This window comes from Halobacillus sp. B29 (genome assembly GCF_052246755.1).
GTDB classification, from domain to species: Bacteria; Bacillota; Bacilli; order Bacillales; family Halobacillaceae; genus Halobacillus; species Halobacillus halophilus.
Genome location: NZ_JBQQCM010000009.1, coordinates 23,759 through 44,858 on the forward strand (window position 1 = coordinate 23,759; position 21,100 = coordinate 44,858).

The following is a 21,100-nucleotide window of genomic DNA, read 5'->3' on the forward strand; positions in this document are numbered from 1 at the left end:
GTTCAACTATGGTAAATTATGCATTTAATGAGGAAAAGTATTTTGTTATTGAAGAGTTTGATCGGGCTAAGACGTTTTCGAGTTTTTTGCCGGGTATAGCTGGATTGTATGGGGTTCCGATGTGGGCGTTTTATGTGAACAGAGGACAAGGGATGGCGAGCTTCGGGATACAAGATAAAGATAATGCGATCACTGAGTTTTTTCCCGCCAACCAGGCTTATGAGCGTGTTTCAACCAATGGCTTCCGCACGTTCATCAAGGTTCAGCGTAACCAGGAAAGCTTCCTATTCGAACCGTTTAGTACAGATTCGAAACAAACCGTAACCAGGAACATGTATATAAAAGAAAATGAACTCGTTATAACGGAACGAAACGAAGACTATGGAATTCAAACGAACGTGACCTATTTTACATTACCACAGGAAAACTTCGCGGCATTAATGCGTAAAGTGGAGGTAGAAAATATTTCGGATGAGGAAATAAGTCTTGAGATTGTAGATGGCTTACCTGCCATCATTCCTTTTGGAATAGAAGATGCAGCTTATAAAGCAGTAGGGAACACACTGAAAAGCTGGATGGATGTGTTTAATGTAGAGAATCACATTCCCTATTATCGCGTTCGCTCTTCTACACAAGATACAGCTGAAGTGGAGGAAGTTACAAAGGGTCATTTTTATGCAAGCTTTGTAGAAGATGGCTCGCTGTTAAAGCCTATAGTAGATGCATCCATTCTTTTTGGTGAAAATACATCGTTACGCTTTCCGGAGAGGTTTGAAAGCAATTCGGTACAGGACCTTTTACAAACAAAACAAATCACGGCAAACAAGGTGCCGTGTGGTTTTTCAGCTTTTTCAAGTGTTCTATCCCCGAATGAATCCACGAATTTACGTACGATGATTGGTCACGTGAATGACCTTACTATTTTGGAAGAGAAGCAATCTGAAATTAGTTCAGCTGCTTATTTTGATAGGAAGTATAAGGAAGCACAACGGCTTGTAAATGATCTAACAAGCGATGTTCATTCTAATACCGGAAGTGACAGGTTTGATGCATACACGAAGCAGAGCTATTTAGATAACGTACTACGTGGAGGGTATCCAGTTTTACTGGAGAATAATAAAGAACCGTTTCTCTATTATGTCTATTCTCGTAAACATGGGGATCTGGAACGAGATTATAATTTCTTTTCTGTGGCACCGGAGTTTTTCTCACAAGGGAATGGAAACTTTCGGGATGTGAATCAAAACCGCCGGAACGACGTCTTCTTCAAGCCGGAAGTGGGAGATTACAATATAAAGCTATTTATGAGTTTGATCCAGGCAGATGGTTATAACCCACTCGTGGTAAAGGGAGCACGCTTTGAGGTGACCGAACAGGGAGACTGGTCATGGTTACAAAGGCTGTTTACCCGTCAGGAAGATTATGAATATATGAGAAACCTGTTGGAGATGTCGTTTACACCAGGAGCGATTATGCAATCGGTTGTGGACCGAAAGATAAGTTTGGAAGTCTCGCCGGAAGCGTTTTTAAGAACAGTACTTTCTCATAGTACACAGGAAATCGACGCAGAGTTCGGGGAAGGGTACTGGGTAGATCATTGGACGTATAACTTAGATTTGATCATTAATTACCTAAAAGTATATCCAGATCAAAAACAACATTTATTGTTTCATGATCGTTCATATCGTTATTTTCAAAGTCCAGCTTTCATCAATCCGCGTTCAAAAAAATATGTATTAGCAGGCGATAAGGTTCGTCAGTATGGGGCTCTCACTGAAAGCCATGAAACAACGGATGGAAACTGGTTGAAGACAAAGGACGGACAAATATATCAAAGTACCTTGTTCTCGAAACTGTTTTCGTTGGCCCTAATGAAATTCGCGACACTAGACCCTTATGGTATGGGAGTTGAAATGGAGGCGAATAAACCTGGATGGAATGATTCCATGAATGGACTTCCAGGCATTTTTGGTTCAGGGATGAGTGAAACAGTAGAGTTGAAGCGGTTACTTCAATTCTTGGTAGATTGTGAGTATAAAAAGAATACGGTTTTACCCGTTGAAGTCTTTACTATGGTACAAGAGATTAAAGAAGCGTTACAGCAGGATCTTTCCTCCTTTGAATACTGGGATACGGTATCATCAGCTAGAGAATCTTATCGAGAAGCGATTAGGTATAATCTGGACGGAAAAGAAGAATCAATATCAGCTTCTGAGGTTCAGGAACTCCTTCATTTATTTATGGAGAAAGTAGATACTGGAATAGAAAAGGCGAAAGAGCTTGGCGACGGTCTGGTTCCTACTTACTTTTATTATGAAGCGGATCAATTTGAGGTTCAAAGGGACGCGGAAGGTCAAGTTAAGAAGAATCAAAAAGGCTATTCGCTTGTGGATGTTCAACGTTTCCAGGTTCATGTACTTCCTCACTTCTTGGAAGGACCAGCACGAGCATTAAAAGGAATGAATGCTCAAGAAGCAAGGGAACTGCACCAGCAAGTACGTCAATCTGATATATATGACAAACAGCTCGGCATGTATAAGACATCTACGTCATTAGAGGACATGAGCTATGAACTTGGCCGTGCACGAGCCTTTACCCCAGGATGGTTAGAGCGGGAGTCAGTATTCATGCACATGGAATTTAAATATTTATTAAGTCTCTTAAGTGCTGGTATATATGAAGACTTCTTTGAGGATTTGAAGAACGCATTACCACCATTTATGGATCCATCCGTATATGGAAGAAGTACCTTAGAGAATTCTTCCTTTATCGCAAGCAGCGTGAATCCTGATGAAAGTATGCACGGCAGAGGGTTTGTAGCACGATTAAGTGGCACAACGGCTGAGTTTTTGTCCATGTGGCAAACCATGATGGCTGGTAAAGGTATGTTTTCTATTGAAGGTGGTGAATTAACCCTAACGCTTCAACCGCTCCTTCCAGAATGGCTGTTTGATGAACAGAACCAATTAAGTTTTACATTCCTGGGTGAGATTGAGGTTACTTATCATAATGAAAATCGGAAAGCTACGTTTGGTGATAAAGGAGCCAAAGTGACACGTTATCTTCTTCACAATGAAGAAGGAACCACCACAGTGGATGGAGAGAAGATTCAAGGGTTGCTTGCTGAGAAAGTTCGAAATAGAGACTTTGGGAAAATAGAAGCTATATTAACGTAAGTGGAAATGATGTACGATTTCATTTTATTTCTTGCGTAAACAGAACAGCTCATTTATCTGAAATACAGGAGGTCCAACATGGATGCAAAATTGATCCAAACGATAAAAGGTACAAATGACCGTTTAGCAGAAAAGGGAATGCTCCCATTTAAAGAAAAAGGTACAACGGAAGGACCATCTTTAAAGATCACACCGGGGGAACGCTACCAGACAGTAATGGGGTTTGGTGGTGCTTTTACCGAAGCGGCAGCTTATACCTTGTCCCAAATCTCCAAAGAGAAACGCATGGAAATCATCGAGAGTTACTTTCATCCTGTGCATGGGTTAGCTTATTCCCTTGGAAGAACACACATTCATAGCTGCGACTTTTCCCTGGGAAATTACACGTATGTAGAAGAAGATGATGAGGAATTACGCACTTTTTCCATTGAAAGAGAACACCAATATGTTATTCCATTTATTAAGGATGCCGTAAAAACAAGGAAAGAGGAGTTGACCATTCTTTCCTCTCCTTGGAGTCCTCCTGCGTGGATGAAGACAAATAATGAAATGAATAATGGTGGAAAGCTTTTACCAGAGTATCAAAGCGCTTGGGCCCTTTATTATAGCAAGTATATAAAGGCAATGGAGGAAGCAGGGATTCCCATTTGGGGAGTTACGGTTCAAAATGAACCAGATGCCACTCAAATATGGGATTCTTGCCGTTACACAGCAGAAGAAGAGCGTGATTTTGTACGGGATTACTTAGGGCCCACTCTGGAAAAAGAGGGGCTGGATCATAAAAAAATCGTAATTTGGGACCACAATCGCGATATTGCCTATGAGCGAGCGAGGACGGTTTTGTCTGACCCTGAAGCAGCTAAATATATCTGGGGTACAGGAATCCATTGGTATGTTAGTGAGGAATTTGAAAACCTAACTAAAATTCATAATGATTTTCCAGATAAACACATTATGTTTACTGAAGGATGTATAGAAGGCGGCGTTCAGTTAGGAGCTTGGCACACAGGCGAGCGATACGGACGTAACATTATAGGGGATTTAAATAATTGGCTGGAAGGGTGGATCGACTGGAATCTGGTCCTGGATGAGCAAGGTGGTCCTAATCATGTTGGGAATTATTGCGACGCTCCCATTATTGTAGATACAAAGAAGGGACAAGTGCACTATAATAGCTCGTATTACTATATTGGCCACTTTAGTAAGTATATTAAGCCAAATGCCGTAAGAATTAAGCATGAAATCGAGCATCCTGCGTTACAGGTGGTTGCTTTTCAAAATGAAGATGATTCCATAGTTGTGGTGGTCATGAACGAAATGGATGAATCTGCAGAAACAAACCTGGTGTTAGAAGATCAAGCCTGTCATGTAGAGTTTCCGTCCCATTCCATTTCCACGTTAGTGATATAAACTGAAATAAGGTTGCAGTATATTTAGTTGACCTCACTCGTGTTGGGGTAGGGTTAGACATTGCTATGGGTGAAGGCTTAGGTGGTTCTCTCGCTGTGATCCTTCTAGTTAGTGAAACTCAATGTTTAAAAAATGCATTAGCCCAAACGTCCACCGTAATCTAAAAAGCCTCTCAAGAGTTAATTAACTTTTGAGAGGCTTTTTTTAATTTGGAGCATCATCACAATCTCCAATGAATGTTGACCGACTCACACGCTGGACAAAACTCGTGAAGAAAGTGTTGCCCATATTATCTGTGGCACTAACTGTCCAAACTCCTATATCTGGAGCCGTTATGGAAAGCTCGATAGTGACATCAAATAAGCCGTTGAGAACATTTCCTTCTGCCGTTGCGGTACCGTGGACGCGTGCAAATGTATTGCTTTCGCACTCAATATCTAGTCTTCTTCCTTGCACGAACCGGATAACTTCTTGATCGGTTCTGAAAACAACCGAGAAATCATCAACGTCAGGGTTACACCCAGGAACAATTCTAAAGCATTGAATCGCAGATAGATTAATAATTCCATCTAAAAAAGTAACCATTCCATTCTGGGTAAGCTCCACTGTAGCCCTAGTACGAGACCCGCGCGGCCTGATCCTGAATTTACATGGACATTCTTCTGGGAGGCAGATAATTTGTGTTCCGAAATTAGCTTCAACCATCTGTCCCTGAACGGTGGTTGTCGCCTCAACATCGATATCTGTTAGTGAGGTGCCTTCTGGTACCATAATGGTGGTTGTGAAATCCCCATTGATATCTGAGATGGCAGGATTGGGCTCATACGTGACAACATCTTCTGGAAAATCACTGAAAAAAATCTCTGCTCCTTCAATTCCCATCCCGTTACAGCTGATATTTCCTGTAATGACAGCCATGCAGTCTATGAGCTGAGGTACGTTTATGGTTAAGATACAAGCATCTAAAGGACAATTGACTGTAACGTCAACTGAATCACTGACCATTTGTCCTTCAACAGTAGTTGAGGCTATGAGGGTGACCGTTTGAGGAGCGGTACCATTCGTAATGCGGACTCCGGTGAAATAGTCCCCGAGAGAATCTGTTTCTATTTGAGGAGGTTCAAAGGTTACGATTCCTGGAGCGTTACTATCGAAGGTCACCAACGCTCCTTCAATTAATCGTCCATTACAGCGGACCCTTCCATCCATGAAATCATCACAGGTAATCGTTGCAGGAGCAAATAAATCAATTCCACACGGGTCTTCTGGACATTCGACAACGGTCTCCGTAGAAGCTGACGCTACCACACTTCTTACGATCGCTTCTGCCATTATGGTCACGTCGGTAGCTTCGGTATCTTCGGGTATCTCTACATTTACATCAAAATAACCATTTTCATCAGTTGTTACAGGGTTCATATCATACAAAACTAAATCAGGGGACGCACTGAGGGTGACCTCTGCGCCTTCAATTGGAATAGTGGCACAAACCACCCTGCCGCTTATCACATTAGTACAGAATATATCGGCTGGAACAAAGAGGTCTACTTCACAAGGGAAACATTGGAATGTAATATCTGCCTGATTCCGAGTGATTCGGAAAGAATTTTGTGAAACCACCCAGTCATACACTTTTGTGGCAGACACACAAGCGACTTCCTGTTGCTGGGATGGAGTGGGCTGAGGAGCAGGTAGGTTAAGTATCTCAGAGTTAACCTTGGGTTGAGCTTGTTTTCCTTCAGTAGTGTCCTCTGAAAAAATCGTCGAACATTGATCCGGTATTTTAAAAGTGCAGGGCGGTTGTTCAATCTCTTTGCGTGGCACGCAAAAGCTGATGGGAAGTTCAAACACTGTATCTACAACTGTTTGAACACTCAGACAAACGTCAAAAAAGATATCAAGGGATTGAAATTCTCCATTCTGACAGTTCACACATGCCTGACAGTCAAACTCTGTTACTTTACATTCAATATCTGTACCATCAGGTGCACATAATAGTAAAGTCTCCACAAAACAAAAGGGAATCGGATCTGTGATACAAGTAGTTTCATCGTTACTGATTTCAACTACTACAAAGCCTTGATTGATAAGGGAAACGCGTTGTAAAACGACTGATTCTCCTGAGAGTGTTACTGTTACGTCTTCCCTGCTGCCTGATTCCCGGCAGGTAATAGACTCAACAGTTTCTCCTAGTTCATCCGTCAGATAGCACACGAGCACGCTATCGTTTGAAAACAGACTGCATATATCGGGGTTCATCCTTATCCACTCCATTCACAAAGCATAGTAAATTAAAATAGTATATGTGAAGATCACTCTTGCGGTATGGTCATGTGTCTACAGGCTCTGGTAACAGATGGAGTATAATGAAGAAGGGAAAAGGTGCGAGGTACTTTTTTGAGTAAACATTTGTGGAGATATTAAAATACAGGTACACGATTATATACAGGGGACGATCTATTCATTACATAGTAAGGAAAAGAAGAGTGGTGATTTTAGAATGTCGTCTTTTTTTACCCCCAGATGAGAAGTGTCATTAACACAGATATAATCGGGCATAAAATACTTAATCCTATTCCCGCTTTTATATAATCCATTAATTTGTAATTTCCAGGTTCATAAACCATCATATTTGTCTGATAGCCAATTGGCGTTAAAAAACTGCACGATGCTGCGATTGCCACATTAATGATGAAAATCTTCGGATCAACACCTACGCTTTCAGCGAGTGAAACACCTACTGGAAACATCATGACTGCGGCTGCAATGTTATGAGTGAATTCTGTAAGGAGATTCGTAATAAGATAGCATAAGATTAATGTTAAAAATAATCCACCCAATGAATACCATTCAATTAAAAGTTGGGAAATGAAAACATCCAGACTTATATTCTTGATCACCTTGCCTAAAGCCATAGCAGATCCTATGAGTAAAATAACCTTCCAATCTACATAGCTTTTTGCTTCTGTGAGCGTAAATGATTTAGTTACGAAAAGAAGTGAGGTAAATAAAAAGGCAGCGGTGAATATTGAGGTGGTCTGAGTAGAGGTTAAGACAATAAAACCAGCAAACATTACTGGAAACAGCCAGCGGATCCGTTTTTTCTTTCTGTAGTCTAAACTAACTTCATCGAGTAATTTGGCTTTTTGCGTATTTGAATGGAAAGGTAAAAAGTGAATTCCAATAAAACCGATGTAAAGAATTCCTGCAATGGTTAAGGGAACACCTATCCAGGCAAATTCGAATATACCAAAACCATCATATCCTTTCTCAATTAGCATACTATGGAGGATAAGGTTTGTAGATGTACCTAATAACGTGGTGGTGCCTCCCAAAATCGATGCATAAGAAATGGGAATTAACACTTTCGAGGGAACAATGTTTATTTTTGTCCTCATCTTTTGAACAGTAGGTATGAACATAGCCACTACAGGTGTGTTGTTCACAAATCCAGATACTATTGCGACTTGAGTCATCAACTTTAACGCTGCGTTTTCTTGAGATTGTTCGTTATTTAACCATAGACTACACCATCTTACGAACCAATTATTCGATGCCATACAATTTCCAACTATAAATAAAAATATTATGGTGAGGACGGTTTTATTCAAGTAGGAACTAATAAACTCCGCAAATGAAACCAAACCTGTGAAGAAAAAAAAGACTGCAGTGATGCTTAAAACTAAAGATGGATGAAACCTTCCACTAAGCAGTCCAAGTAACATACATGTGAAAGCGAATATGAAAATAAAGGTTTCCATTCATTTTCCTCAAATTCTCAGTTTAATCTATGTTAGATAGCATATGCTTCCTATTCGGAGAGGTTATCAAAACGAACATACGCACATTTATTGGGTATTCCTAACAAAGTTCCTTCTTTTGTTCACTTATAATATAGAAGCCAAGAGAAAGGTTGATTAAAGTGATTCATTTTAATAAGGAAGATTTAGATCAGGAGAAACTCATTTGCTTTATCCACGTGCCCAAGACAGGAGGAAGAACGTTGTGGAACCTTCTGGATAAACAGGAGGTGGATATTATTGTTCGTCATGGTACCTTCTTTAAAAAATTTAATAAGCCAACTACCTATTTTACGATGCTGCGGGACCCGGTCGATCGTGTCATTTCAACATACTCTTATATGAGGAGCTATGAAAGGGAACCACTACTTGAACAAATGCAGAATGTCACGTTAACAGAATTTGTTGATTACATGGGGAGAGAAGATCTGGGGAATCGTCCATTCCACAAGAAAGATTTACGCAATATTCGTTTTAGAACAGTCAATATGGCCACACGTTATTTATCAGGTGGGGATCCGAACGATTACAAAAAAGCCTTAAAAAACATGAACAATGAAATGTCTTTTGTCGGGATAACCGACTATTATAACGAATCTTTATATATGCTTGAAAAGCAATTTGAATGGTTTCATGTCAAAGATGTGAAAAAAGTAAATGTAACATCGAAGCGTTTAGATGTGAATGAAATACCAGACGACCTTATTAAGGAAATAAAAAGACTCAATGAATTAGATATTAAACTTTACAACAAGGCAAAAAGAGACTTTATAAGGAAATGGGGGAGATTTTCCGCTGAAGAATTACAACATCTTAAAAAATGGAAAGCCGCTAAGGGTTTATAGAAAGTAAGGGAGTAACTCCTCCGGCTGTACTTAGACATACCTTGCTCACCTCACCTACCCTTATCGAAACTGAGTATTCATAGGGCAGCTTATATAAGTTTTATATGAGTTGTAATTAAGCCAGGATAAAAAACTATCGGTCATATCGTGAATCGATAGTTTTTTTAGTAATAAAAAAAAACTTTAGTTAGATTCATACTTTTAGTAAATCACCCATTCTTTACATACTGCAGACAAGTAGGCGCGAGTCTTTAACCAATATCTTCTTTTTTAATATCATAAAAAGTAACAGTATAGGAAAGAAGGAAATGGTGTGTACTTTAAAGACAAAAAAATTTTGGTTATTGGAGGCACTGGCACAATAGGTAAATGTATTGTGAAGCATTTATTGAAAGATCATCCTAAATATATCCGGGTATTCAGCCGGGATGAATATAAGCAGCAACAACTTCAAGCCGAACTAGATAATAATAAAAAAGTACAATGTATCATTGGAGACGTTCGTGAATATGATAGTTTATTTACTGCTATGCATGGAGTTGATTATGTGCTTCATTTAGCAGCAATGAAGCGTGTTGACTCTTGTGAAACCAACCCATTTGAAGCTGTAAAGACAAATGTCCAGGGGACTAATAATGTAATAAATGCTGCAATTGCTCAAGGTGTGAAAAAAGTAATTTTTACTAGTTCGGATAAAGCTGTCTCTCCCACCAATACGTATGGTGCTACGAAGCTCATAGGCGAAAGGTTAATATCAGCTGCCCAAATTAACCATGCTGACACGCCAACCAGGTTTGCAAGTGTTCGGTTCGGCAACGTAATGGGCTCAAGAGGATCAGTCATCCCGGTTTTTAAGGAAGGGATACTCTCAGACCAGAAAATTACCATTACAGACAAAAGCATGACACGCTTTATGATGACTTTGGAACAGGCAACTGAGTTAACTATAAAAGCTTTAAAAGAAGCCCAGGGCGGAGAAGTGTTTGTTCTAAAAATGCCTGTCATTATTTTAGGAGAGTTAGTAAATATGGTCTTAGAAGAAACGTGTAAAAATCATAATATTAATCCTGAACAAATTGAAGTTAATGTTATGGGAGCAAGACCGGGAGAAAAAATGTATGAAGAACTGATGACATATGATGAATCAAAGTCAGCGTTAGAACTGCCAGATATGTATATTATTCCTGGAAAAATATTCGAGAAAGAAAAGTATAGTAACGCTAAAAAGGCGAGCGTCGGATCTTATGGTTCGATGAACAGAGACGTAATAAAGACTATTGAATTAAGAAAATTGCTTAAAAAAGCAGGCTTATTGTAAAACCCGAGCATTGTATAGGAGGTAGTAATGGATAATTTTATAAGAAATTATTGGTCTTTATATCTGAATTTCATTAATGCTTTTGAGAGGTTGTCTTATAAAGGCTTTTCTATTCCATATTTATACCAGTTACAAGCCTTCGTTTTATACAATAAAAAAATCCTGAATAGATTGTTTGAGAAAAAATTTATAACTAAATCTGAAAAACATGTAGGTCTTCAAAAGAAGTTACCAGAGGTTCTCTTTAAGATCATCGGCTCATATATCAAATCCCCATCCATAAATTCCCCGCTGCATAAAAGTGCTGTTCATATTACGAAACCACTTCGTTATCCTCCTAATGCCTTTGTTAAGTATTTGAATTCAAAAAAGACCATTAAACTAAATTTTGTAGACGACAAAGAAAAAACTGATAAAAATAAGAATAGAGAAAGTCTTTCAACCCAAAACCATTCTATTAAAAAGTTTAAATCGAAAAAAATAAGGTCGGTTTCGCTATCAAGTAATATTGTATTGAATAGGAAACATGTACAAAAGAGGACTGGAGAGAGTAATGAAGTTCTATAGGATAATTAAGCTAATCTAATAAATATTTTCGAGCACACTGGACTCATACAAGCGAATCTATAGCATAGATTAAAACCTGATAAGACTCTGTTTAATGCAGATTCGTTTGATCAAGTAAGTTTATGATAGAAGTTTAATTTTTTAATTTAGTATTAACCTGAAAGGTGCAGATTAATGAAGAAGAAAAAGAGTAAGACGCTAAGAGAAATCCATGATTATTGGGCTGAGGGAACATCAGGTGGAAACACCCCCCAGAGTTACGTCCCTCATGTGCAGAGGAGTAAAGTATTAGCGGACTATGTAAACAAGTATATTAAGAAAAAGGGCAAGGTCCTGGAGATAGGTTGTAATGTGGGGAGAAACTTAAATTATCTTTATGAACAGGGCTTTCACAATTTGACGGGAATAGAGATTAGTGAACAAGCAATCCAAGAAATGAAGAAGACTTATCCATCGTTAATCGATAACTCCAATATAATTACCTCCCCTGTGGAAAATATAATTAAAACGCTCCCTTCTGATGATTATGATCTAGTTTTTACAATGGCTGTATTGGAACATATTCACCCGGATAGTGAATGGATATTTAGTGATATTGCGAGAATCACTGGAGGATATTTAATTACCGTTGAAGCGGAAAAAGCTGAAAATTGGCGCTTGTTTCCAAGAAACTATAAAACAATTTTTGAAAAAATCGGGCTTAAACAAATAAAAGAAAACCATTGTAGAGATATGGGGTTAAGTAACTATACAATTAGGATATTTAAAAAACAAACGAAGTAAAATTATGAAGTATGCTGATGCTAATTAAGCTATGGAATATCATATTCCATAGTATTTTTTTATTCCTCCAAGGCTCTTTTAAAGTTCTGTTTTGATATCAAAGTTAAGCTCCCTTTTCTGGAAGACTTGATTTCGAGATATTTGTTGAGTGGAAGGTCCTTCGGGGGACGATTTCGCTTTCCGCGGGCATGTGCTGAGCTTCCTCGGGCTTAACAGCCCTGCGGGATCTCACCGTTCATGTTCATCCCGCAGGAGTCTACATCGTCCCCCTCCGGACCTTGCGATATATAGAGCTCGAAATCATGTTTAAAAACTCTGGCTTATGGTGGAGAGACATTTTTAACAACGAGCTTATCCAGTTGGATGAACCCCGTTGTATAGGCATTTGAGGCAAATCAAGCTCCCCTTTTCGCCTATAGAAGGGTCCGTTAACTCTTCAATCATAGGGTGGCGAAGGAAACAAGGAGACTCCCGCGGGAGAAGGAGCTAGGCGAGACCCCACAGGGAGTGAAACGAACGAGGAGGCTTGCCAGTTCCCCCGCAGGAAAGCGAGTTGTTTCCGTAGCCACCCTTATCTATTTTTGGCAACGGACCCAAGATATCTCGAAACTGAGTCTTAAAGTAAACGGTCCTTTAGCTTAATAATGAAAAAATCTCTTTTCGTTATTAAGCGGCAAGTCATTTTAATGTGTTACGTCACGCTCCCCAGTCTTATAACAATTATTTTCACCGCGCTTTTCATTTATGAATATTGTATTAATCAGACTTATGTGTTTGAGGTATTCATAGGCTTAGTCAATTTTAGTAAAGGATGAATTTATTACAGGAAAAAACTATTAATTATTGGACTCCATTGATATGCCCCTAGCCGTGTTGAATCAACATCTGCAATATTTACAAGTGCGGAAAAGGAAACTTCACTTTAGGTGTTTCCATCATACGCTGGGCCCCTTGATATAAATAATGAAGAGGCAACTCGCTATGACTCTCGAAGAATGGACTCCGATAACGGAATCATGAACTGAAAAACATAGGCTTGTTAGATTTAAAAACTTGAAAAAAGAAAGGTAAATTTAATGAATATTTATGAACAAAATTACTGGTCGGTTTACATGAACTTCCTTGAAGATTTTCAGGATTTAGAATATAAAGGTTATTCAATACCTTACCTATGTCATTATGCAAGCTTGGTTAGAAGTAATAAAAGGTTAGTAGCGAAACTTCATAATAAAAAATTTTTCCAAAGCTTAAAGGTAAAAGTTTATGATTCAAAGGAAGTTCAGGAAAAGTTTAATGACTTTATAAATACTCATAAAAAAGAAAGAAAGGTTAAAACAACAGGCAAAGTCGTTATACATGATGTTTATAATCTTTTGCGTTTCCCTATACAAACGAAGAGGAATATTTTTACAAAAGATAATAGCTTGTTTTTGATAGAGTCCACGAAGAGTAAGCCAAAAAACAAACAGGAAAACAAACAGGAAAACAAACAGAAAATTAAACAAAGAAATAAAAAAAGTAAACCGAGATATAAAAAAAGTAAAAAAATAAGCAGGCCACAGAAACAAAGAAAGAAACAAAAAATCACAGTGTCTAATGGTATTAAGGTGAAAGTTAAAGCAAGAAGTCGCTCGACTTTAGATAATAGTAATACCAATCACGCGAGCCATCGTAAGACTTTCAACTCTTATCTTCCGTCCTTTGATCAATCTACTATTAAACGTCTGCAGTTTAAAGCGACCCTGATCATAAAAACTTTTCCAAGGAACCACTTATATCATGACAAACTATTTAAAAAACGATTTTTCGCGCAAATAAGCAAAATAATAAGTCGAATTGAAGAGTGCAACGGTCTTTTTGAACAAGAGGATGTATCTGCTGTCATTGTTCCATCTACGCACTACCCTGAAAGTAGAACCTTAGTCATGGTGGCAGCGGAAAAAGGGATCCCTACTATATGTATGCAGCACGGGATCATCTCGAGTGAGTTTGGATATTTACCTAAGATCGCTGATGTTGATGGTGTATATGGTCAGTTTGAAGTGGATTGGTTTAAGTCAAAGGGGATTGATGAAAATGGACTGAGTATCATAGGCCATCCCCGGTTTGATTTCTTAAGTAGACCACCATTTATGAAAAAGACAGATGTGATCAACACTTTAGGGTTGCAGCCGAATAAAAAGAATATTTTGGTAGTCGTACGGGGAGATAAACAACTTGGTATGTGGAGAACATTTCTTGATCATATACCTTTTAAAAAGGAAGCAAATATTATTATCCGCGACTTTACCACTAAACCACATTCATTAACTCAATCCCATCCATTCACATTTTCTTCAAGACACATCCGTCTTTATGATCTTATAAAGGCATCTGATGTAGTTGTATCTTATTGTTCTACGGTAGCTCTTGAGGCTATGATCGCTGGAAAGCCTGTCTTCATTATGAATGAACAAATCCCTGGCTATGTTGGCTATTATGATGGGTTAAAGGATTTGTTCCATTCGACTCCAGCCACCTTATCTAAGACTGTTAATGAGTACATCAAATCTAAGAAAAATCATAAAAAATACTCGGAAATAAAAAGGGAATTTCTGGATTACGCTTATCCTGGTGGAAAACTTTCTAACGTACGACTCATGAAGTTAATCCGAAGGTTAACCTCATAATATTCTCAGCGGCAAATATATATGGTGAATATAAAGGGAGAGTGGACTTATGAATATCCTGGTCACAGGAGGCGCTGGTTTCATCGGTCGCTGGGTAGTGAAACTCTTATTAGAGGAACAGCACAATGTGTGGGTGCTAGATGACTTGTCGAACGGAAGTATTCAAAACATTGAAGACCTGCTGGTGTATAAAAATTTCAAGGCATTTATTCATGGGGATATCAAGGATCAAAAAACGATAGAGAGTCTTTTTTATCCTGGGATTGATTTGTGTTATCACCTCGCAGCCAGCATTAATGTTCAGGATAGTATTGATGACCCAGAAACCACTTTTAATAATGATACAATCGGTACTTTTTATTTGCTGGAACAATGCCGTAAGCGCAACACCAAAATGGTTTTCATGAGCACGTGCATGGTGTATGACCGTGCGGATGAAAAAGGGATTACCGAAAAAGACCCGATTAAGCCGGCTTCTCCTTATGCAGGGGCAAAAATTGCCGCTGAAAATATGGTTTTATCCTATTATTACGCCTATGGACTTCCTGTAACGGTGGTTCGTCCATTCAACACTTATGGACCTTACCAAAAGACTGGGGGAGAAGGTGGGGTCGTTGCAATCTTTATCAAAAATAAGTTAAACGGCCGTCCTCTGCAAATATATGGAGATGGAACACAGACGCGAGATCTCTTGTATGTAGAGGATTGCGCACGTTTTGTGGTGCAGGCTGGCTACAGGGATGAAGTAAATGGAGAAATTGTGAATGCCGGGTTAGGCCGTGATATTTCCATAAACGAGCTGGCTGAAATGATTGCAAGCGACCCCAGTCATGTTAGGCATGTGGAGCACATACACCCACAAAGTGAAATTCCTAAATTGCTTTGTGACTACAGTAAGGCAAAACGTTTGCTTGGGTGGGCACCTGCGATTTCCTTATCAGAAGGGATTCAAAAAACGGAAGAGTGGATCGCCAATACGAGATTAATTTAAAAGGGGCTTAAGAACGTGGGAGAAAAGCTAGCCATTTTTGGGGGAACCCCCGTACGTGATTCCATGCTTCCTTATGGAAAACAGGAGATCGATGACCAGGATATTCAAAAAGTCGTCGAAACTTTGAAAAGTGATTATATCACCACGGGGCCGGCTATCAGGGAATTCGAAAAAGGGGTGGCTGATTATGTAGGAGCGGCGCATGCTGTCGCCTTTTCCAATGGTACTGCCGCTTTACACGCTGCATGTTTCGCGGCAGGAATCGGTAAAGGAGATGAAGTGATTACCACTCCATTGACTTTTGTCGCCAGTGCAAATTGTGTGTGGTACACAGGTGGAAGACCAGTGTTCGCTGATGTTGACCCACACACATACAACATCGACCCTGTTTCGATTGAGTCGCTGGTGACTCGAAGAACGAAAGCGATCATTCCTGTGGATTACTCTGGGCAGCCGGCAGATTATGAAAAGATTCAAGCGATTGCAGACAAATACGGTTTGGTCATTATTGAAGATGCCGCGCATGCTATTGGAGCTGAATATAGAGGGAAAAAAGTAGGTTCCTATAGCGATATGACAATGTTCAGCTTTCACCCTGTTAAGCACATTACAACAGGGGAAGGGGGCGTCATTGCAACAAACAACCGTGATTATTACGAGAAGTTAATGATGTTCCGAACTCACGGTATTACCCGAGATCTTGAGAAGCTTTTAGAGAAGCGTCATCCCTGGGAATATGAAATGCAATTTTTAGGTTATAACTACCGAATGACCGATATTCAGGCAGCTTTAGGGAGCAGTCAATTGAAGAAGCTGGACCGTTTTGTAGCAAAACGTCGGAAGTATGTGAAGGATTATAATGAGGCGCTTGCAACTTTGAATTACATTGGAATTCAGAAGCAACTTGCCGATACGGTATCTTCTTACCATCTATACGTGATTCGCTTGGAGGGACCATTAAAAGGTTTGAGAAAAGAAGTTTTTGAGGCTCTTCGCGCAGAGAATATTGGTGTGAACGTCCATTACATCCCCGTGCATACCCAACCTTATTATAAAGAGCGAGGGTACACAAAGGGATTATGCCCGGTTGCCGAACACGTATATGAACAGATCCTAAGTCTACCTTTATATTCAGGAATGAGTCCCCGTGATGTTCAGGATGTTGTCAAAGCTGTAAAAAAAGTGACAGCCTACTATGTGAATAATGCTGGTGGTGTTTGATGAAAGTTGCTTTCAGAGTAGACGCATCATCAGAGGTGGGCACAGGACACGTTATGAGATGTCTCACCCTTGCGAATGAACTTCGAACGTTAGGGGCAGCGTCCTTTTTTATATGCCGTAAAAAGCCCGGAGACATGATCGAACACATTAAAAAGCAAGGATATCACGTCTATGAAATTTCAGGTGGATCGGATACTTGGAAATATGAGGTAGACCAGGTCATACAGATATTGGAAAAACAATCGGAGATAGAATGGCTTGTGGTGGATCATTATGGTCTGGATGCGCAGTGGGAGAAAATCGTCCGTCCCTGTGTTCATAAGGTCATGGTGATTGATGATTTGGCTGATCGCCACCATGATTGTGACTTGCTCCTTGACCAAAACTTATATCAAAACATGAACCTTAGGTACGCTGGGCTTGTTCCTGAGAGTGCGAAGCTATTCTTGGGCCCCTCCCACACACTTTTAAGAGAAGAATTTTTATTAACATCTAAGAAGGAAGAGTGGGACGGAAGAATTAAACGGATCCTTGTCTCATTTGGAGGAACTGACCCGACGAATGAAACGATGAAAGTACTGAGAGCTATAGAGATGCTAGTTCAAAAACCGAACGTGGACGTTGTGATCGGGGAATCCAGTCCAAATATAAAGGAAATTTGCGACTATTGTCAGGAGAAGACATGGACTAAGATTCATATTCAGACAAAAGAGATGGCAAAGCTAATGGAAGCTGCAGATCTTGCCATAGGGGCTGGAGGGAGTACGGTGTGGGAACGATTTTATATGAGTCTTCCTTCACTTGTTATAGAAACGGCAGCGAACCAAAAAGAAATCATAACTTTTTTACAGGAAAGAGGAGGGATCGTGTTTTTAGGACATAGCGTCACGGTCAGTGTTGATGATATTTTCCTTCAACTGAAAAAAGTCTTAGATGACAAGCCATATATCATGGGGGTTTGGCAATCTATGAATGAGATTTGGAAAGATCATCAACCTTACGGGGTTTCCAAATACATGATGGGTGGAGAAACATCATGAAAGATTTTCAGTTACGGGATATGGAAAAGGCTGATTTACCGCTGGTATGGCAGTGGAGAAATGCTGAACATATTAGAAAGCACATGTATAACAATCAAATAATTCCCTGGGAAGACCATCTGGTCTGGTTTGAAAAGGAACAGTCCAATCCATCCTCCGCTTCCAAAATTTTTATACACCAGGACCGCCCTCTTGGTGTCGTCCGGTTTACAGATATCGATCAGGAGAATGAGACGTGTAAGTGGGGTTTTTATATCGGAGATAAAGATGCGCCTAAGGGCTCCGGGACCATCATGGGTATATTAGCACTCGACTTTATTTTCGGAACTTTTCCAATCAGGAAAGTGTGTGCGGAAGTGCTTGATACCAATCAGGTTAGTCTCCGTTATCATGAAAAGCTAGGGTTTAAACAAGAGGGACGTCTTTTCCAACAGCTAAAAAGGGAGAAGCTTCTCATCGACGTTTTCCCAATGGGGTTGTTTAAAGATCAATGGATCAAGCAACGTAAAATTCTGGATGGGAGGCTGTGATATGGAAATAAGAGTTGGAAACAGGAAAATTGGACATGGATCTCCCCCTTTTATCATTGCTGAAATGTCGGGGAATCATAACCAGTCTCTTGAGCGGGCCCTTGCAATTGTTGAAAAAGCTGCCCGTGCGGGCGTCCATGCATTGAAAATCCAAACATACACAGCAGAAACGATGACTTTAGATCATAAGGGGCAGGATTTTCAGATTTCCGATTCCGGAAGTCTATGGAAAGGCAAGAATCTTTATCACTTATATAAAGAAGCCTACACACCTTGGGAGTGGCATGAGGAAATCTTCACTAGATGCCGTAAACTTGGTTTAATTGGTTTCAGTACACCATTCGACGAATCGTCCGTGGACTTTCTGGAAGGTCTAAATGTACCTATGTATAAAATCGCATCCTTTGAGAATACGGATTTACCATTAATCCGTAAGGTAGCAAAAACGGGGAAACCTGTCATTATATCGACAGGAATGGCAACAACCGGTGAAATATCTGAAATGGTAGAAACATTTAAGCGAGCGGGAGGACATGAGCTTGTGCTACTTAAGTGCACGAGTAGTTATCCCGCAACCCCTGAGTATTCTAATATTTCCACCATTCCTCACATGCGGGACTTATTTCAATGCCAGGTCGGATTATCTGACCATACGCTCGGGACGGGGGTAGCCGTTGCGAGTGTGGCTCTAGGAGCTACGGTCGTCGAAAAACATTTTACCTTGGCGAGGAAAGATGGGGGAGTGGATGCCCAATTTTCATTAGAACCATCTGAGATGAAAGCGCTGGTAGAAGAGACCACACGCGCCTGGCAATCGATTGGACATATACAATATGGCCCCACGGCTAGCGAAAAAGAATCAGGCAAGTTTCGGAGGTCGTTATACATTACCGAAGATCTGAAAGTAGGCGATTCCCTTACCAAAGATAACTTGCGTCCCATTCGTCCAGGTTTTGGTTTACCTCCAAAGTACTACGAATTGCTGCTCGGTAAGAAAGTAAATGCTGATGTGAAAAGAGGTACGCCGATGTCCTGGGATTTTATTGGATAGGAAAGAGGTGAATCTATGAAAGTGCTGGCAATTGTGCAAGCAAGAATGGGATCAACTCGACTCCCCGGGAAAGTTCTGAAACAAGTAAACGGTAAAGCGTTACTAGAATATCAGATTGAAAGAATGAAGCGGGCAAAGAACATTAACCAATTGGTTATTAGTACATCAACCAGGGGGGTTGACGATCCCATTATTGAACTCTGTAAAAAATCGAAGGTGGATACGTTTCGCGGTTCAGAAAATGATGTACTCGGGAGGTTTTATGAAACGAGTTCTTTTTATAAGGGAGAGGTTATTGTGCGTTTAACAGCGGACTGCCCTCTCATTGATCCTGAGGTCATCGACAGTGGAATTTCCTTTTATCTAAAGAATTACCCTAAGTTCCTATATGTTTCCAACACGAGAAAAAGATCCTACCCCAGAGGGATGGACACAGAAGTTTTTTCCTATCAATTACTGAAAGACGCTTTTATGAATGCCAATATGCCACATGACTTGGAACACGTCACCCCCTTTATGATCAAAAGAATCGATAGTTCTGCTGTGGGACAAATCGTGTACCATCGTGATGAAAGTAAGCACCGATGGACAGTAGATACAATGGAGGATTTCACATTGATCGAAAAAATCCTGAGTACACTTTATCCTTCAAAGCCTAAGTTTTCTATGGAAGATGTATTGGACTTATTAGAAAGAAACCAAGCATGGACACAAATTAATGAGAAAGTGAAGCAAAAAGAAGATGGTACTAATTAATATATTATTTGATCAAGAGGCCGAAGCTAAGGAGCTTATCGGCTTTTTTGTACTCATGATGGTGCTTAAGAGAGTTGTAAATTGAAATAAAGTAGGGATAGTTGTTGAAAAGTGTAATCCTATGGCCATTCGGGAAAAGAATGAAAATATAAGATGTTATAGATGCTAGAAAAAGTAAGCAGTTACGGCTAATTAGTTAGAAGGAGGTAAGTGAAAATGGCTGATCAAAACTCAGAAAACCAGGAAGCCCTTAAGAAAATTAAAGACTTGATTAAAGATGAGAAAGTGGCAATGCTGACAACGATATCCCCTGAAGGCAAACTTATGTCCCGGCCCATGCACACTCAGGAAGTAAAATTGGACAAGGAAGAATTTTGGTTTATTACAGAAAAAGATACAGAAAAATATAGGGATATTGGACGCAATTCGGCCGTAAACCTGGCCTATTCCGGAAGTTCCTATGTATCGATTAGCGGGACGGCTGAATTCGTTCAGGATGAAGATAAGAAGAAAGAATACTGGAACAAGATTGTCGAAAAAGTGCTAAACGCTTCAGCCGATGATCCGAATGTTATTCTGGTGAAAGTGAAGCCAGAAATCGCTGAATACTGGGAATCCGGCTTGAATGTGAAGACTGTTAAGGAATTTGTGAAAAAGATGGCCAGCAGCAATTCGATAGAAGAAGAAAATGAATTGAAAGACACGGTTCATTTCGATGAAAAGTCGAGATAGAAAGTTTAGAGTTTAACCCTACCTGCTCACCTCAGAGTTATGGTAGGGTTATTCATTTTATTTCGTTATCATCTTTGCCCTCAACTTAAAAGAAAGCAGGGGCAGCCTTCAATAAGAAGTTTGATTTTGAATAGAAGGAAGTAAGTCACTCGTCATAAATGGAATTTTAGTATTGAATATTATAGTAAATTTTTTAAAAAAATAGACCCAT

16 protein-coding genes are annotated in these 21,100 nt (G+C 39.8%); 14 read left to right on the plus strand and 2 right to left on the minus strand.

The features are described 5' to 3' along the window. The first annotated feature begins 8 nt into the window (after positions 1 to 8). Positions 9 to 3,176: a cellobiose phosphorylase gene (locus tag ACTWP7_RS12570; protein ID WP_443123470.1), complete on the plus strand. Its 3,168-nt coding sequence runs from the start codon at positions 9 to 11 to the stop codon at positions 3,174 to 3,176. Positions 3,177 to 3,254: 78 nt separating this feature from the next. Next, positions 3,255 to 4,586, plus strand: coding sequence for a glycoside hydrolase family 30 protein (locus tag ACTWP7_RS12575; protein WP_443123471.1), 1,332 nt, complete (start codon positions 3,255 to 3,257; stop codon positions 4,584 to 4,586). Positions 4,587 to 4,790: 204 nt separating this feature from the next. Here the strand turns inward: ACTWP7_RS12575 and ACTWP7_RS12580 are convergent, their stop codons facing one another. Together ACTWP7_RS12580 and ACTWP7_RS12585 are read right to left on the minus strand one after the other, a co-directional pair. Beyond that, complete coding sequence (locus ACTWP7_RS12580; protein ID WP_443123472.1) at positions 4,791 to 6,845, minus strand: hypothetical protein; 2,055 nt, start codon at positions 6,843 to 6,845, stop codon at positions 4,791 to 4,793. A 254-nt stretch (positions 6,846 to 7,099) separates the two neighbouring features. After that, positions 7,100 to 8,347 carry an SLC13 family permease gene (locus ACTWP7_RS12585; RefSeq protein ID WP_443123473.1) on the minus strand — a complete coding sequence of 416 codons (1,248 nt, stop codon included), beginning with the start codon at positions 8,345 to 8,347 and terminating at the stop codon, positions 7,100 to 7,102. Positions 8,348 to 8,508: 161 nt separating this feature from the next. On the opposite strand from ACTWP7_RS12585, the gene ACTWP7_RS12590 reads away from it, so the two are divergent. The 12 genes from ACTWP7_RS12590 (at position 8,509) to ACTWP7_RS12645 (ending at position 20,889) form a co-directional block, all read left to right on the plus strand. After that, the gene (locus ACTWP7_RS12590) at positions 8,509 to 9,231 is read left to right on the plus strand and encodes a sulfotransferase family 2 domain-containing protein (protein ID WP_443123474.1); all 723 of its coding nucleotides are present in this window, start codon (positions 8,509 to 8,511) and stop codon (positions 9,229 to 9,231) included. A gap of 313 nt (positions 9,232 to 9,544) precedes the next feature. Further along, positions 9,545 to 10,549, plus strand: coding sequence for an SDR family NAD(P)-dependent oxidoreductase (locus ACTWP7_RS12595; RefSeq protein WP_443123475.1), 1,005 nt, complete (start codon positions 9,545 to 9,547; stop codon positions 10,547 to 10,549). Between the two features lie 27 nt (positions 10,550 to 10,576). Further along, the gene (locus ACTWP7_RS12600; RefSeq protein WP_443123476.1) at positions 10,577 to 11,116 is read left to right on the plus strand and encodes a hypothetical protein; all 540 of its coding nucleotides are present in this window, start codon (positions 10,577 to 10,579) and stop codon (positions 11,114 to 11,116) included. 174 nt (positions 11,117 to 11,290) lie between these two features. Further along, complete coding sequence (locus tag ACTWP7_RS12605; RefSeq protein WP_443123477.1) at positions 11,291 to 11,899, plus strand: class I SAM-dependent methyltransferase; 609 nt, start codon at positions 11,291 to 11,293, stop codon at positions 11,897 to 11,899. Positions 11,900 to 12,975: 1,076 nt separating this feature from the next. Beyond that, positions 12,976 to 14,568: a CDP-glycerol glycerophosphotransferase family protein gene (locus tag ACTWP7_RS12610; RefSeq protein ID WP_443123478.1), complete on the plus strand. Its 1,593-nt coding sequence runs from the start codon at positions 12,976 to 12,978 to the stop codon at positions 14,566 to 14,568. Between the two features lie 49 nt (positions 14,569 to 14,617). Next, positions 14,618 to 15,559 (plus strand): dTDP-glucose 4,6-dehydratase, encoded by a 942-nt coding sequence (locus ACTWP7_RS12615; protein ID WP_443123479.1) that lies wholly within the window; start codon positions 14,618 to 14,620, stop codon positions 15,557 to 15,559. A gap of 63 nt (positions 15,560 to 15,622) precedes the next feature. Next, positions 15,623 to 16,780 carry a UDP-4-amino-4,6-dideoxy-N-acetyl-beta-L-altrosamine transaminase gene (gene pseC, locus ACTWP7_RS12620; protein WP_443123596.1) on the plus strand — a complete coding sequence of 386 codons (1,158 nt, stop codon included), beginning with the start codon at positions 15,623 to 15,625 and terminating at the stop codon, positions 16,778 to 16,780. Further along, positions 16,780 to 17,820 (plus strand): UDP-2,4-diacetamido-2,4,6-trideoxy-beta-L-altropyranose hydrolase, encoded by a 1,041-nt coding sequence (gene pseG / locus ACTWP7_RS12625; RefSeq protein WP_443123480.1) that lies wholly within the window; start codon positions 16,780 to 16,782, stop codon positions 17,818 to 17,820. The genes pseC and pseG overlap by 1 nt, the downstream gene beginning before the upstream one ends. After that, positions 17,817 to 18,350: a UDP-4-amino-4,6-dideoxy-N-acetyl-beta-L-altrosamine N-acetyltransferase gene (gene pseH / locus ACTWP7_RS12630; protein WP_443123481.1), complete on the plus strand. Its 534-nt coding sequence runs from the start codon at positions 17,817 to 17,819 to the stop codon at positions 18,348 to 18,350. Before pseG ends, pseH begins: the two co-directional genes overlap by 4 nt. 1 nt (position 18,351) lies before the next feature. Next, entirely contained in the window at positions 18,352 to 19,401 is a 1,050-nt protein-coding gene (gene pseI / locus ACTWP7_RS12635; RefSeq protein ID WP_443123482.1) for a pseudaminic acid synthase, read from the plus strand. A gap of 15 nt (positions 19,402 to 19,416) precedes the next feature. Further along, positions 19,417 to 20,157 carry a cytidylyltransferase domain-containing protein gene (locus tag ACTWP7_RS12640; protein ID WP_443123483.1) on the plus strand — a complete coding sequence of 247 codons (741 nt, stop codon included), beginning with the start codon at positions 19,417 to 19,419 and terminating at the stop codon, positions 20,155 to 20,157. A gap of 216 nt (positions 20,158 to 20,373) precedes the next feature. Next, positions 20,374 to 20,889, plus strand: a complete 516-nt coding sequence (locus ACTWP7_RS12645) for a pyridoxamine 5'-phosphate oxidase family protein (RefSeq protein WP_443123484.1) — start codon at positions 20,374 to 20,376, stop codon at positions 20,887 to 20,889. Positions 20,890 to 21,100 lie beyond the last annotated feature (211 nt).